The sequence below is a fragment of the Paenibacillus sp. UASWS1643 genome, assembly GCF_008693195.1.
Classification (GTDB): Bacteria; Bacillota; Bacilli; order Paenibacillales; family Paenibacillaceae; genus Paenibacillus; species Paenibacillus amylolyticus_B.
The window spans coordinates 112,500-126,189 of record NZ_VXKZ01000111.1; the positions used below are offsets into that span (position 1 = coordinate 112,500).

Annotated in this window: 16 protein-coding genes; 11 read left to right on the forward strand and 5 right to left on the reverse strand. The window is 40.8% G+C overall.

Annotated features, from left to right (window positions below):
• Nucleotides 1-3: 3 nt before the first annotated feature.
• From FE296_RS18475 to FE296_RS18500, 6 genes are all read left to right on the forward strand, one after another.
• Nucleotides 4-1,383 carry a nucleotidyltransferase family protein gene (locus FE296_RS18475; RefSeq protein ID WP_150365927.1) on the forward strand — a complete coding sequence of 460 codons (1,380 nt, stop codon included), beginning with the start codon at nucleotides 4-6 and terminating at the stop codon, nucleotides 1,381-1,383.
• A 62-nt stretch (nucleotides 1,384-1,445) separates the two neighbouring features.
• Complete coding sequence (locus tag FE296_RS18480) at nucleotides 1,446-2,156, forward strand: hypothetical protein (RefSeq protein ID WP_150365928.1); 711 nt, start codon at nucleotides 1,446-1,448, stop codon at nucleotides 2,154-2,156.
• 30 nt (nucleotides 2,157-2,186) lie between these two features.
• The gene (locus FE296_RS18485) at nucleotides 2,187-2,816 is read left to right on the forward strand and encodes an AAA family ATPase (RefSeq protein WP_150365929.1); all 630 of its coding nucleotides are present in this window, start codon (nucleotides 2,187-2,189) and stop codon (nucleotides 2,814-2,816) included.
• Between the two features lie 20 nt (nucleotides 2,817-2,836).
• The gene (locus FE296_RS18490; RefSeq protein WP_190945337.1) at nucleotides 2,837-3,679 is read left to right on the forward strand and encodes a class I SAM-dependent methyltransferase; all 843 of its coding nucleotides are present in this window, start codon (nucleotides 2,837-2,839) and stop codon (nucleotides 3,677-3,679) included.
• A gap of 40 nt (nucleotides 3,680-3,719) precedes the next feature.
• Nucleotides 3,720-4,385: a hypothetical protein gene (locus tag FE296_RS18495; protein WP_124115784.1), complete on the forward strand. Its 666-nt coding sequence runs from the start codon at nucleotides 3,720-3,722 to the stop codon at nucleotides 4,383-4,385.
• A gap of 24 nt (nucleotides 4,386-4,409) precedes the next feature.
• The gene (locus tag FE296_RS18500; protein ID WP_124115785.1) at nucleotides 4,410-5,162 is read left to right on the forward strand and encodes an IMP cyclohydrolase; all 753 of its coding nucleotides are present in this window, start codon (nucleotides 4,410-4,412) and stop codon (nucleotides 5,160-5,162) included.
• Between the two features lie 120 nt (nucleotides 5,163-5,282).
• On the opposite strand, the gene FE296_RS33795 is transcribed toward FE296_RS18500, so the two are convergent.
• From FE296_RS33795 to FE296_RS18520, 4 genes are all read right to left on the reverse strand, one after another.
• Entirely contained in the window at nucleotides 5,283-5,633 is a 351-nt protein-coding gene (locus tag FE296_RS33795; RefSeq protein ID WP_190945339.1) for a DUF554 family protein, read from the reverse strand.
• Between the two features lie 25 nt (nucleotides 5,634-5,658).
• Complete coding sequence (locus tag FE296_RS33800; protein ID WP_263364227.1) at nucleotides 5,659-5,904, reverse strand: DUF554 family protein; 246 nt, start codon at nucleotides 5,902-5,904, stop codon at nucleotides 5,659-5,661.
• Nucleotides 5,905-5,955: 51 nt separating this feature from the next.
• Entirely contained in the window at nucleotides 5,956-7,278 is a 1,323-nt protein-coding gene (locus tag FE296_RS18515; protein ID WP_150365932.1) for an amidohydrolase family protein, read from the reverse strand.
• A 197-nt stretch (nucleotides 7,279-7,475) separates the two neighbouring features.
• Nucleotides 7,476-8,087, reverse strand: a complete 612-nt coding sequence (locus FE296_RS18520) for a TetR/AcrR family transcriptional regulator (protein WP_150365933.1) — start codon at nucleotides 8,085-8,087, stop codon at nucleotides 7,476-7,478.
• 239 nt (nucleotides 8,088-8,326) lie between these two features.
• Between FE296_RS18520 and FE296_RS18525 the strand changes: the two genes are divergently transcribed.
• From FE296_RS18525 to FE296_RS18545, 5 genes are all read left to right on the forward strand, one after another.
• The gene (locus tag FE296_RS18525) at nucleotides 8,327-9,280 is read left to right on the forward strand and encodes a hypothetical protein (RefSeq protein WP_150365934.1); all 954 of its coding nucleotides are present in this window, start codon (nucleotides 8,327-8,329) and stop codon (nucleotides 9,278-9,280) included.
• A 76-nt stretch (nucleotides 9,281-9,356) separates the two neighbouring features.
• Complete coding sequence (locus FE296_RS18530) at nucleotides 9,357-9,626, forward strand: hypothetical protein (RefSeq protein ID WP_150365935.1); 270 nt, start codon at nucleotides 9,357-9,359, stop codon at nucleotides 9,624-9,626.
• Between the two features lie 199 nt (nucleotides 9,627-9,825).
• Nucleotides 9,826-10,863, forward strand: a complete 1,038-nt coding sequence (locus FE296_RS18535) for an ROK family protein (RefSeq protein ID WP_150365936.1) — start codon at nucleotides 9,826-9,828, stop codon at nucleotides 10,861-10,863.
• 263 nt (nucleotides 10,864-11,126) lie between these two features.
• Nucleotides 11,127-12,326, forward strand: coding sequence for an MFS transporter (locus FE296_RS18540; RefSeq protein ID WP_150366029.1), 1,200 nt, complete (start codon nucleotides 11,127-11,129; stop codon nucleotides 12,324-12,326).
• 161 nt (nucleotides 12,327-12,487) lie between these two features.
• Nucleotides 12,488-12,727 carry a hypothetical protein gene (locus FE296_RS18545; RefSeq protein ID WP_124115794.1) on the forward strand — a complete coding sequence of 80 codons (240 nt, stop codon included), beginning with the start codon at nucleotides 12,488-12,490 and terminating at the stop codon, nucleotides 12,725-12,727.
• Nucleotides 12,728-12,851: 124 nt separating this feature from the next.
• Here FE296_RS18545 and FE296_RS18550 read toward each other — a convergent pair whose 3' ends face one another.
• Nucleotides 12,852-13,547, reverse strand: a complete 696-nt coding sequence (locus FE296_RS18550; RefSeq protein WP_223868930.1) for a MerR family transcriptional regulator — start codon at nucleotides 13,545-13,547, stop codon at nucleotides 12,852-12,854.
• Nucleotides 13,548-13,690: the final 143 nt, after the last annotated feature.

A 13,690-nucleotide genomic window follows, 5' to 3' on the forward strand; every position in this document is an offset into this window, starting at 1 on the left:
TCTGTGGAACAAATAAAGGAGGCCATCTCGAATCTTTTACCTCAAACGGACAAAATGGGAGTCATCCAATTTGTCAGGCAACATCGATTAGAGAGTTTCGTTAGTACTCGATTTGAGGGTGTTTATACAAAAGAGTTAGAAATTGATCTATATAACATCAAGAAGTTGAATGAGGATAAATTAGCTTTTTTGAAAAGGATTCATTTAAGACAAGGAATAAAACCATTAGTTATAAAGGGATTTACATCTTTTTACTTGACCGGGAATACCGCATTATTAAGGAAAAGCAAGGATATGGATGTTTTTGCGCAAGATCCTTCCGAATTTGTTAGGATTCTGGTGGAGGATGGTTTCAATGAAATAAAGTCACCCAATCCGCATGAATATTCCATGCTAACTAAAGATTCTATTGAAATTGATTTGCATCGGCATTTTCCGATTGCTTCATATCCGAGAGATCTTGAGCAGAGGGAGTTGAACCAAGAATTAACTACGAACGAACCATTGCAATTCGTAAATTATCTGGATTACGATTCGATCATTCATCATACGGTAGAATTACCGGATTGTCTGATTCCTACAGTAACGATGTCAGCTTTACTCGCTTGCATTAATATATTTAATGATTATGTGACCGGTTTCGCCAAAGCTCCATCCATGAAGCTGATCGAGGTCATTGAAGTTATGGAGTTAATACGTCATCAGAATTTTAACAGAGGTGTTTTTGTACAGTTCGTTAATCTTTACGGGGCTCAAGATGCTGTGTCTTTCACTAATTATATCACCCAGGAATTATTCGGCATGGAGCTAGTTTATATGGATGGGTTAAGAACTTACTCGAAATACCCACAAATACTTTTCTGGCAATTTAACACATGGTTTATTCCTGAAAGAATTCAAGATATTACGGTGTCAGATAAGTTAGACCCTATCTTCAGGGTTATGGATTCTTCGAAGGCTAAGGTCTCACGTCATGCAAGCAATGTATATTCCAATAAGAGTATGCAGTATCCATTATTCGGAATTGAGAAAAATAATGGCGGGGAATCACCTGAGATAGAGATGGATGTTCTAATGAAAGATATATTATCTGTCACTGTACATGTGAATACGGATTCAGGCATAGACGATGATGTTATCCATATTCAAATAGGGAAGTTTAGAAAAACGCTGACGAGAAATAAATTTGCATATTTTTCTAGGGATGTTGTCAAATATGATCGGACGGAAAGAGGATATGCTGTGGAATTCAAAATAAGCCAAGAGGATATTCCTGACCTAATGAGTAATTATTATGATCATATCATTCTGTTTGTTGAACACCATCTAGAGAGACACGTAAGTAGCAATTTTTATTTTATCGATATTGTTTACCAAAGTTGATTCTATAAGGGAGGGATGAATCAGAAAAAGGAATCAAGATAATAATTTCCTGAGGTGATGATTTGAAAAAAGAAAAAGATTTTTTGACTTGCCAACGTATTGGAAGAGAATTCCCCGACAGGGAATTTGAGATTAAGTTTGAATTTCAGCAAAAAAGTTTGGAATTATCTCATTATTTAGCGCTTATAGAGAATGCAATTAAAGGAAGTGATCGTTATGTAATTGATCCCGTCCAAGTACGAAGCACAATGACAACGCATTTTTTTTCTGATAACGACCTGGAGTATTCCATCTTTGAATATGAAAACAGGTTGATGTTAAAGAAAAAGAGACACGAAGTGTTACATTCGGAATTATTCCAAGTTTATTGTAATGATGAGACATTTCTATATGACTTAAATGCGATCAAATCGGAATTGGAGAAAAACCAAGTTCACTATATGGGGTGTATGACAAAGAAGCGTATCAAAGATTTTTTGCTCAATACAACGGACGGAAGGATATATTCATTGGCAGTAACAATCTGCGAAGCATACAATCAATTTCAGTACCAATTTGAAATTGAATATAACGGATATATATCAAAAATGGAACATTCGGATAACAACGAAAATAAATTAGTTGATGCATTGATTCTTACAGCAAAAGATCTGTTTGAAGTGATTGGCTCAGATATAATTCCTTCTGGGGACAGAAAGTTTGATTTTGTTCAAAGATCACGACCAAACTCTACTGGATTCAACAAGATCGATATACTGAATGAAATTTTATAAGAGAATCTACACTGGAGGTTTGAAGCGAAAATGAAGCATCCTATATTTTTATCAGGTCCGCACGGGTCGGGCAAAACGACGTTGTTAAACAAATTAAAAGAAAAGCACAATATTTTTTACGAAAACGATTTTGACATTGATTTTCTTAAAGAGTTTCCCAACATCAGGAATTTGTCCGATTTTGAGCGTTGCTTAATCAGACTTTACCACAGAATCTACTTGACTAATTATGCGGGCACGTTAGCAGCCTCCAAATCTGAAAACGTAATCATTACATCTCGGGGGATTTATGATTCTGCTGCGTATATATCTACATATCGGAAATTAAACTGGTTCGAAGAGCAACATTTCGAGAGACTGAAGTTTATTCTTGAGAATAGTGGCTATCAACCGTATACCATTGTGTTAAATCCGCCACCTGAAGTGGTGGCTGCGAGGCTCGATGGAAGACGAAAAGAGGGTACAAGGAAAACAAGGGACGATGTATTTTTGAGTGAGGACTCCTATGAGTTCATAGAGAATATATGCCAATTCTTTTCCGGGTTAAGAGATATGGACCACATTTTGTATATTGAAGATAATACGGACAGTGATATTGAGAAAATACTGTCATGGGTCGATGAAATTAACGCAGATAGACCCATCTTCAATATACGATAAGAAAAGGAGTTGCACATGTTGTGGATTTAAGAGTATTCGACAATATCAGTTTCGAAAGCTTGTATGAGCGATTGGACAGTAGGTGGAATTCAAACCATGAGTTGAAAAAATATATTCATCGAGCTAAATTTGACAAGTTACTATCTCACCTAACAACTGGAGAGAGTCTGCTTGATATTGGGAGAGGCGGCTCTGTAGATGGTATACTTGGCGTATTGGCAGCCAAAAAAGGATTGAATGTGACCATAAGTAATGTGTCGGAGAAAAATCTGAAAGTGATTCAAAAATTTGCAGAGATTCAAGGTGTGAAAGAACAAATCACATTTGTGGAAGCGTTACCGTTTGAACTTCCTTTTAAGGATCAATCGTTTCAAAATGTAATTGCGTTGCATATTTTGGAACACCTCCCCGACTTCAAACAAGGTCTGGAAGAAATAAGAAGGGTCAGTCAAAACAAAGCTATCGTTGCGCTTCCAACATGTTTGAATTTCTGTGCAATATCACGACTCGGTGGTTCCCATTATTTCGAGTTCTCCTGGAAGAGCCCCTTCTCGTTAATTTATGGTTCATGGAGATTGTTATACCATGCGGTAAAAGGTGACGAGGGGGTTGCGGAAGACATGGAGGAATTCGGGAGGGTTAACAAACACTTGTGGAGATTTCCATGGAAAATGAGAAAGAGCTTGAAAGAGGGTGGGTTTGAAATTGTCCAATTTGGTCCGGATGCGATTCCACTGCCATGGTTTAATGCTTGGTTGCCTTTAATGAGAAAATTGGACAAGTTTAGTTACCATCCGGTGCTTAAGCATTTTGGAATGGGAAGTCATGCGGTTTTATCCAAAAAAAATCAATATTATGAATAACTAATCAAGATCTAGTTCATTTGTAAAGGAGACGATTAAGTTGACAACTTGGAATGAATTTATTGCCTATCTGGAAACGGAGATCAATTGGGATGAACCTACGCAAGAGCAGTGTTTAAAAGTGGAAGACGCTTTAAAAAAAATCATTAAATGTCCTGAGGAAATCCAGCAACGTTGTCGGGAAATTGCAACGAACGAAGAACTCTTTAAAGAATATAAACCCCATAATCAATATCCACGGATAACGATGGATAAATTTATGTTGCACATGGATACCGAAGATCGTTTTCGTGTGAGACTGCACAGGTTCAAATCCAAAAAGCATAATGGAGAGTCTGTCCCTAAAGTGCACAGTCATAAGTGGATCTATTCAACCATCATTCTTGCCGGTTCGTACAGAGAAAAACTGTGGAAAGTTCTTGAAACCAATGACGATACGATGGAAGCAAAATTGGAACTGTTAGATGAATATATGCTAAATACAGGGGATACGAATTCGGGATTGCTTGATTACGCACATCAAACCATCAATGATAGCGATGATGAGCATTGCATAACGCTGTTTATTCGAGGTAAAACATTGCAAAAGGGAGCCAAGATATTTAATTTGGATCAAGGGTCTTTTTCGTATACGTTTAGTCCGGACAAGCAATTAAAAGAAGCCTATACAAGTTTGTCTAATTATCAATTTACATTCCTGCCTTAACATACGTCCGAAAGGAGATCAGAAATGAGTAGTCACGTTAATGAAGTTTTGGAACGTAATTTAAAAAATCTTAGAGAAAACCATTATCCTGGAAGAGGTATCGTCATCGGTCTTACGCCTGATCAGCTGCATTACGTTCAGATTTATTGGATAATGGGGAGAAGCGAGAACAGCCAGAATCGTATATTCGTAGAGGAAAATGGGTTTGTTCGAACGGAAGCATTTGATTCCTCCAAACTGACAGATCCATCATTAATTATTTATTCTCCAATAAAATTCTATGAAGATCATCATATTATATCGAATGGAGATCAGACAGAAACCATTTATCATGCTCTGAGTGCAGGGAAAACTTTCGAGAATGCTCTGGATGAACGAGAGTTTGAGCCGGACCCACCTAATTTTACTCCGAGAATATCTGGATTGTTGCAAATCGGAACAGCCGTACCTCGTTATAAGTTATCCATATTAAAATCGTTTTATAATGATCCGCAATACTGTATAAGAAATATCTATAATTACGAAAAAGCCATTCCTGGGTTTGGCCACTGTATAACAACCTATGCGGCAAATGGAGCCCCCATTCCTTCTTTTGAGGGCGAGCCGTTTATAGTCAGCGTCTTTGACGATATCAACGAAACGCTTGATTTTTATTGGAATACCTTAAATAGGGAAACCAAAGTAGCTGTTTTAGCCAAATATATTCATGTTGAGAACGGGAAAGTCACCATTAACTGCATTAATAAGCATTCATACAGTGGAATTACCCAATCATAATTATCGTAAAAAGTCGACAATTAAATGTTGTCGACTTTTATATGTTTCTGTGATAGTTTGTCTTAAGCTACAGACACGAAAAAGTTAATTTTTTTCTTACATATCATTCTCAACCCGAACTTATAGCAAAAATATCGGAATAAATAAGGCAGGCAGCAGATTCAATACTTTGATCTTCGTAATCTTCAAGATGTTTAACCCCGTGCAAAGCGCCAGGATGACGCCAATCAGAGTGATTTCATTCATGATGTTCGTTGTCATGAAAACGGATAAGAAATCAGCCGAGAAGAAGACCAGCACTTCGATGACCAATAGAATGAACGCTGAGAAGATGATGCCGATCCCGAAGGTGGATGCCAGAATCAATGACGTAATGCCCGAGAAAATCGTATTAATTTGCAAAAAGGTATTATCCCCCTGTAATGCACTTTGTAGTGGCCCCAGAATCGGGATCGATCCTACGCACAACAACGAGATGCAAACGTTAATCCTTCATTTAAGCCGACGAGAATTTGGTCATGATGTTGGACAAGATGTTCTCGAAATTAATCAGTTGCCCAATGATCCCGCCTAAGGTGAGGAAGATGATAAACATAATCTGATATTGGCTGGTGGATATGCTGCTCATGGTTGTACTCATGCCTATGATGAGTGCGCTGATCCCAATCACTTGATTGAGTATGGATTTATAACCGTCATTCATGAACTTTTTGGAGATGGCCCCAAGGGTACTCCCGCACATATAATGGAAAAACAATTGATCAGTATACCAAGCATGATTTCACTCCTGAATTCACCAAACTGAATTTAGAACATCGTCGACTTCTTTGATTCTTGTGACAGATGGTGTTTGGATTAAATTTCCTTTGACCATGACCATAGCGATGTCTGACAAGGCCTCGATATGTTCCAGTGGATTTTGCTCCATGATAATCAGATCGGCCTGTTTCCCGATATCCACCGTCCCTGTAACATCGTCAACACCGAGGATCTTCGCATTGGTTCGGGTCACCATGTCGATGACCTGTTTGTTGTTCAGGTTGGCCTGTCTCATGTAGTGGTCCATCTCTCTCCACATATCATAGTGAGTCACGTAAGGCATGGCGGCATCAGTACCGATCCCGATGGTGATGTCGTTTTCGATTGCTTGTTTCACGCCTTTGAGCATGGAATCGTAGACGAGTCTGGAATTTTCTTTTACCGTTGCACTGACCTTTGTTACGCTGGTATCCAGAGAAGCGGAGGGATAAGCGGCTTGCAGGGTGGGGATGAGTGCGGTGTAACCATTCAGGGCATTGGGATTATTTTTGTACAAACGAATGATTTCGTCGTCCATCTCCGAACCGTGCTCGATAGTATCGACGCCACCCTGTAACGCAACGCGTACACCTTCGGTGCTCTCCACATGCGCTGCCACCCGCAGGCCAATCTTATGTGCTTCATCACAGATCGCCGCAACTTCCTCCACTGTCATCTGTAAACGTCCAGCTTCGCCCACCATTTTCGCATCCGTCACGCCACCCGTCACACAGATTTTGATCAAATCCACGCCGTGTTTCACATTCAGCCGTACATTTCTTCGTGCTTCCCACGGAGAATCGCCCACCAGAGCGAGGAATGGAGCACCATGTCCGCCCGTTACACTTAGGAAAAACCCAGAGACAAGCAGATTAGGACCGACAAAGTCGCCGTTATTAATCTCATCCCGCAGCTGGACGTCGGTGTAAAAGAATTCTCCCACGCTACGCATCGTCGTTACACCCGCATGGAGAGCGGTCAGCGCGTTGCGTTTCATTCGTTTTTTTAAAATGTTTCTGCCGAATTTGGTATTCAATATCCGATCATATGCGAACTTCAACATGCCTTCACTGACCGAGAGACTAAACGGTTTACCATCTGCAAAGAGGTGTACGTGGGCATTAATCAGTCCTGGCATTACGTATTTGCCGGAGAGGTCGATCGTTGTGTAGTGACTTGGGATATTCAGCTCATGATCTCGGCCGATATCCTGAATAAGACCTTGTTCATTGACGAGAATCGTCATGTTTTTTTGCAGATTGCGGCTTGAGTCGCCGTGGATCAGATTGACGTTTTTCAATGCATAAGCGGTGTTCATCTTGTGTTCCTCCTTAGAATGTGGGTGAGGTGAGTAGTTAGAGTGACGAAGGTGCTTGTTTCAATAATGAATAATTAATTCATTTTTGAGTTAAAAAAATAGGCTGATCTATGATGGAGTTTTTTTGCGTGCAAACCAAGTGAAGTTGATCTGATCTGCACGCTTTGTCTACCCGGCAATAATGATGAGATTGAGCATTATTCGTTGAGACTCTTCATACCGTACAGTCTGTATACATATAACGCTTCGAATATTTGCTTCCGGCTATCCTCACTCATATCCCGCTTCAATAGATCCAGGTTCATGTCGATCACATTGTGTGCGAGAATGTTCAGTAAGATCAAATTCTCCTCGGTGCCAATCTCATACCTTTTATATTGATTCTTCAGATAGGCCTTCTTGGTTTCGATCATCAGCTCAACAAGCTCTTTCTTGGCGTTGGTGTAGATGGTGCCTTTATTCTTTTCAAAGATGATGACAATCTGATTCCGGTATTTCCGTAATACGTCCACCTGTTCCTGCAACAGCGCCGACGTTCGCTCGCTATCCGTTTCCTCGAACAAGCTCTGGTTGTCAAAGTGAATCGTCTCCACCAGCACATTTTTCAGATAATCCACCAGATCCGGCGGCACGACGGCGTAGAATAGTTCTTTCTTGTTCTTAAAATAAGTATAGATATTGCCCACGGAAATATTGATCTCATCCGCGATATCGCTCATCTTGGCATCCACATAGCCTTTTTCAAAAAAGACTTTGAGCGCCGCGTATTCAATCTCTTTCCTGACGTCATCTTTCTTGGCTTGCACCATCGGGAACGACTCCTTATAATGAATGGTTGGTTCGTTATTAAGATAGACCTTTTTGAGGGGGGTGTCAAATAGAATAGTGTTAAAAAATTAAATGAATGTTGATAGTTTTGTGTTAAGTAATGGAAGAATTAATCATATTTCACTCTACTATTAATTGAAACGTTATATAATAAATAATATAGGAGGTTAAGAAATAATTAGGAACAAGTGGCATTAAATGTTGAGAAGGGATGATATTCATGGAGGCTTTCTACAATCCAGTTATTGCTTTTTCAGGTTTTTTAGGTACAGTTGTATTTTATGTCTTTACTACATATTTAAAAATGACTAAGAATCCATTGCGTTTCTTTGTGTCACTTGAGGAAATATTTTATATGGGAAGTACAATGAAATTTTTTAGATTTGTATACATATGGACTTTAATAGTAATAAGTGCTGGAATCTACGCTGTACTAATGTCTTCTTCTCTTTATAAATGGATGAGCAATGAAATTGTATATGTTTTTAGTAACGTAGGCTATGCACTTTTTTATTTATTTTTCTTTCTAGCAATTATTCAAATTTTATCATTTAAAAAAATGCAGAGTGCTATTACTTCTTGGGCATATACTAAAAAGAGTACACTAAAAAGAAGAAAATGGTTAATACTTGGCTTAATGATTCTCATTTTGATATATTTAGTCCACTATTCATTATTATATGGTTGGGTGATAAATAAAATTCTAAGTATGCAAGGGAATGCTCTAGGTGGAAATGTAGATGATCCACTTAGTGTGTTGTTACTAATTAGAGATTTTAACCCTTCCACTATTAGTGCCTCTGTGATGATTACAGTTTTATACTTTTTTTTGCTTTTGCGAACAAAAAATTTATTTAGATATATCGGGCACTCGCAAATCTCTGCAAACTTCATACTAAAGGATGGAACAGCCTTTAAAAATAAACAAATAATTCATACAGATATAGATAAAAGTTACTTAGTTGCAGATTCATCTAATGTTTTTGAGTTGAATAAAGATTTAATTCCTAAAGATAATATTAATTTTATAAGTCATAATTACTTTTATTCTAGCTTAGGAAAGATAAGTGAACTTCAAGATTCAAAAAAATTACAGATAGACATGCTAAATTCTGAGGAAAGTTCACTAGTAAATTCACTTCTTAAGAGTAATAAAAAATTTGATATTAAATAGCATTGTATCTATTACGCAATGACGTACCACATCCTCTCTTTGGATGTGATACCCTCTCCTTAAAAGGAGTGGTGACATGACAAGTACCAACAGCGAAGACTTAACTTTGCAGTACGCACAACTTGTAGAACAAGAAGACGATTACGTAGACCAACTAATCAAATGCAACAAACTAATATTGGACGCCATGGACATCATCGCGAAGCAGGCAGGTTTACTAGACATGGATACCGTGAAACAAGCAGCATATCATCTACATGCCATGGAACAGGATCTGAACCGAAAGTTATTTAAAGTTCGACTGGAGAAGAGCATCTTGGCAAATCAAATGAGCCAGTCTACATAAAACCACCTTAACTAAAGGACAGTACAGGATCACACATGATGATCTTGAACTGTCTTTTTGTCTGTCCATCCAAACGTTTATCGCTCCCAATTAAGCATTGACTTTCCTTCCAAATCCCCCTACACTTCAATTATTAAAATACTTTTAAAAACATTCATTGAATGGTTCAAAATGAACGAAAGGAGGCATATAACTTATCATGTTACCCACATCACACAACACCCAGCAGGTAAAACGAATCAACGTTGAATTGGTAAAGAACACACTCCGATCCATGGGCGTAGGCACGAAGGCTTCCATCGCGAACTTGACGAAACTCAGCGTAGCGACATGCGGCACCATCCTGAACGAATTGCTCCAAACGGGTGAGATTATCGATCTGGGCCCGGATGAATCGAGTGGGGGAAGACCTGCGAGTCGGTATCAATTCAATGCGGACTACGCCAGCGTACTTTGCCTGATTATTCGAACAGAGGGCGGCATTCACTCGATCACACATACATATGCCAATCTGAACGGAGAGATGGAGGATGAACAAACACTCTTTTTGGATGAGATTAATGTCACGGTGGTAGAGGATCTGATTGCGAACCTTATCGAACAACACCACAATGTGCAGGCGATTGGTATCGGGATACCTGGGGTGGCGCACAACGGCGTAATTGGGATTTGCGATGTACCGGAGCTGATGTATCAGCCGCTTGGGCCAAGGCTTAAGGAACAATATGAAGATGTGGAAGTAGTTATTGGCAACGATATGAACCTGACCGTCTACGGACTTTATAACCAGCAGCAATTTGAGGAAGAGAAGAACTTTGCGGTGGTAACTTTTCCGGAGAACCATTTTCCGGGTGCAGGCTTTATCATTGATGGTCGTCCGCTGACGGGGAACACGCAATTTGGGGGCGAGGTTTCCTTTTTGCCGTTTGGCGTGTCACGGGAAGAGCAGTTGCGCATGTTGAAAACGACAGAAGGGTTGCAGGAACTCGTCACAAAGACGCTGATCTCCATCATTGCGATTATTAACCCGGCAGCAATTGTCGTTACGGGCGATACAATGGACCCGGCTATGCGGGATGACCTGTTACAAGGCTGTCGGGATCACTTGATCCCACAGGAGCATATGCCGGAGTTGATCATCCAAAGAGACACACGGCGCGAATATGTGACTGGGCTAGTCGCTGTTACGTTGGAGAGTCTGACCTACCGCATTCAGGTGGTTGAGAAGCAGTGGTAGGAACTACTTATTATGAATTGAAGTTAAGCAAAATTTTTTACACGAGAATGGAGAGTGCAGAACCAATCTGAAGAACGCCTTTATCCCTGTATTTTCACCTCTAGGAAAGATTCAAAAAATACAGGGATAACAGCGGTCGGAAGATGGTACTGCAATCGTAGTTATAGAGTGTAACCATTTTTCTGAACATAATGGAGGAACTTATTTTGAATCAGCAAGCAGGTACACAAGGGAACAAACGAAAGTTCAACAAGCTGTACGCCATGCAACTGGCAACAATCTTTCTCGGATTTATCGTATTCGGGATATCGGAAAATATTAAGGGGCCGGCTATTCCGCGCATTCAATTCGACTTCAATCTGGATGAGAAACAGCTCGGGACATTATTGTCTCTTAACGCACTGGGGTACCTGATCGCCTGCTCGTTCACGGCTATTCTGGTTCGCAAATGGGGCATCAAGGCGGTTAGCATCATATCGTTTGCATCGATGATCTTATCGGGTGTGTTCATTTACATGTCTCATAACTATCCGCTCTTTGCTTCATCGTACTTCTTCATGTACATCGGTAACGGCATGCTGGAGATTGCTTTGGCGATTCTGGGTGCGCGGATCTTTGTGAAGAACACAGGTACGATGATGAACCTGTCCCATTTCTTCTATGGGCTGAGTTCAACGGTGGCGCCTTTGCTGGCGACAGGGGTGATGTCGTTGAGCGTGTTCGGACATGTACTGGACTGGCGCGGCATGTATCTCGTGATGTTGTCACTCTGTCTGCTGCCGATCATTGCGGCGCTGCGCAGTAAATTCCCGGGGGACGATCTTGCTCATGAAGATCGGACTTCACTGAAGACGTTAACACGTGATCCAGCCCTCTGGCTGATGGTGCTCATTCTTTCTTTTGGCGTGGTATCGGAGCTGGCAGTTGGGGGTTGGCTCGTTAACTTCCTGGAAAAAGCCTACACGTGGGACACGGTCAAAGCCTCCGGGTTATTATCTGCGTTCTTCCTCACGTTCTCGCTGGGACGTCTGCTGCTTGGTCCATTGACGGACCGGATCGGATTTGTATTGTCACTGATTCTGTTCTCGGCTTTCTCGGGAATATGTACATTCGTGGCGCTTGCAGGGGGAGAGCGTCTTTCGATTTTCTTTGCGATATCTGGCGCGGGCATAGCGATGATCTATCCAACAGTAATGGCGTTTATCGCACGCAGATATCCGAACGGCAGTGACACCGCGATTACGTTCACGGTTACCTTGATGGGGGTTGGTAGTGTCATCGGTAACTATGTGATTGGCTGGGTCATTGAAGGCGTGAAGCATATGTATGGGGCAACCACTCAGTTAGGACTGCTGCGCGGACTTCAGGCGGGATATGGATTCATCGGTTTATGTGCAGTGATCTGTGCGGCATCTGGAGTAGTATTGTATGTATATTTGAAAAGAAGGCAGGAACTGATTTAGTTGTTACGTAACACCAAGCTTTATAAAGAACTCTTTCTCACTCGAACTACGGAGTGGAAGGAGTTTTTTTTATACTGCGAGAGAGACTTTTCATACATATAGATCAGTATCAACTGACCAATTGGTACGATATAGACCTTCAGTCCGACCAGCTGGACAAAATGTTACAAAATAGCATCACGATTAAAAACACAGATGGAAAAGGCTCCCCAAGCTCCCGTTCGTTCGGCGGACATGGCAGTTATTCGGGTCCGGGAGTTGTCTCATTGATCACCGAGCAATTATCCATAGAAACGGGTAACACGATCGATCCGTTAAAGGGAGAAGCAGTCATGCATATTTTTGGAGTGTATCCTTCTCCGTTAAAACAAGAGTTGGAATTGGTTGAAAAATATGATTAATCGATTGGATATTAGTCTCCGTCCACCTGGATTGATTCGTCTGCATGCGTTGGTTGATTGGTCGGCGTTCCGGAGGCATTTCCGCGGAGAGAATGGCCAAACAACAATGAGCTTCGGTTATATCTTAAAAGTCTAATGATCGTATCAATCGATGTAGGAAGTAAAGACCTCTTACCTGCAGTTTAATCGTTTTGTTCAGGTAAGTTCGGATTTGTTCTGCAAGCTTGATCACCTGCTCGATGTTTTGGAATTCTAACAGTGCAATTGATTGCTTTAAGTGTACAGTCTCCTCGGAATAAACAGAGCTTTGCAATATCTGGATCATCTTAATTTTAAGCAGGTGTGCTTCATTATACAGACGGTATTTGTTATCACAGTTACGTTCAGTAATGAACAGGCCACTTTTCTCCCAGTATCGAATCGCTGATTTAGGGACCCCCGTCCGTCTAGAGACCTCGTGGATGCGGAAGCGCTGGTTCAAGTCGAAAACTTGACCTCCGTTGGCATACGAATTCAACTCCTCTACGAGTTGTTCCAAACTTGCTTTTTCCTGATGCAGTTTGACCTCCCTCCCCCTTACGACCCACAATGCGTCATCCAACTCATTTCTTTGGAGACCATGTAGTACCTCGGTCGTCACCTCCATCCCGAATGCAGGGGCCATGGCTTGAATACATGCCAGATAGGCTTCATGCCTTTCCGTATACATGCGATAACCATTGGCAGAACGCTCAGCAGGAGGGATGAGCCCCTTCGCTTCGTAGTTTCGCAACGTGCTAGCGCTTATCATAAATTTATTCGCCAGTTTTCTTGGTCGCATTCCCATGTTATCCCGCCTTTCTAATAATAATAACATTGGAACTATTATAACCTTTGCTCTATCCTTGTGTTGATTTTACTTGTACTTTCCTAAAAAACCTTCCAATTGGCTTACATGTTGTATGATGATGGTAATACAAATCA